Annotated in this window: 1 protein-coding gene; it reads right to left on the bottom strand. The window is 70.8% G+C overall.

Going from position 1 to position 1308, the window contains the following annotated elements; all coding sequences use genetic code 11:
• Nucleotides 1-1289: NF041680 family putative transposase (locus tag ACZ4RZ_RS50320; RefSeq protein WP_467754384.1), on the bottom strand; the 1289-nt coding region annotated here is incomplete at its 3' end.
• Nucleotides 1290-1308: the final 19 nt, after the last annotated feature.

Raw genomic sequence — 1308 nt, 5'->3', positions numbered from 1 at the left:
CTGGCCGTGGGGCGGATGTGCCGAAAGTCGCGGCGGACTCGGGCGGGGGTGAGCCTGTCCGGCGGGGTTGGTCTCTCCCAGGGCCGACACCGGTCGGCCGCCAGCGGTCGGGCGAGCCGCAGTTGGGTGTAGGCGGCGAGGATCAGCCAGGTCCAACGGTCGGCGGCTTCGGGGGTGCGGATCTTCGGGGAGGTCCAGCCGAGGGTCTGTTTGAAGAGGCGGAAGGTGTGCTCGATGTCGAAGCGTCGCAGGTATGCCTGCCAGAGGCGGTCGGCGTCTGCCGGAGTGGCGTCGGTGCCTGACCACCACAGCCAGACCGGCTTCGGTGTTGCTCCGCTGGGCAGGTGGTCGATGTCCAGGCGGATCACTGTCCCTTCGACGATCGGGAGGGTGCCGTCGGCGGCTGCCCAGGAGGAGCGGTGGGTCAGCTTGGGGTGCAGCCGGTCCCAGGAGCGGGCCCTGGCGGTGCCGTAGAGGCGGGTGCCGGTGACTGTTTCGGTGTCCGGGGTGCCCCAGGTGTCGGGCTGTCCGAACACGAACTCGTCTCCGTGCCGGGGCGGCCGGCCCTGGGTGTGCGGCAGCCGGGGTGGGACAGCCCTGCGCAGGACGCGGTCGGATCGCATCCGGGCCAGCACCTGCACGGGCAGGTCGCCCAGGAGGAAGCCGAGGCGGGGTGCGTCGTATCCAGCGTCCGCGACGATAAGGATGTCCGGGTCACCCGTCTGCCACTGGCCGGCCGTGATCAGTCGCTGAAGCAGATCGCGCAGCTGCCGGGCGGTGACCGTGGCGGTGTCGTCGCCGGGGGCCAGGCGGAGTGCGTCCAGGGGCGCGGTCCATGAACTGCGGCCCGGCTCGAGCGCGCAGACGATCGAGTAGGGCCAGCCGGGGACGGGGATGTGCTGGTCCTTCCCCCGCCCGTAGGTGTGGCACAGGATCCGCTGTGGTGAGGTGTGGGCGTCGGGCCGCAGCCAGCAGGTGACGTCGACGGCCAGGACCAGCCGGCCGTCGGCAGCCCGTGGCAGTGGCACTTCGGCCAGTGCCCGCCGCAGCCGGCCGGCATCAATGCGTCCACGGGCCACCGCGGCGTAGAGCCCTCCATGGCCGCGGCGGTGTTCACCCACCAGCGACAGCTCCGCCAGCGACCTCACCGGTCCGTCGCCGCACAGAACGGCATCAGCCAGCTCGAACAACGCGTCCGAACGAGCGGTCAGGCAGGAGTAGAACTCGCCCCGGAAGCATGACAGTTGTGCCAATGCGTCAGACCGGGCGTCATGATGCAGCAGACTCATCCTCACGGCCTTCGTTCTG

The sequence above is a fragment of the Streptomyces sp. NPDC027189 genome, from assembly GCF_055566975.1.
The sequence above is the reverse complement of the archived record's forward strand: the minus strand, read 5'-3'. Positions and strand labels throughout refer to the sequence as shown.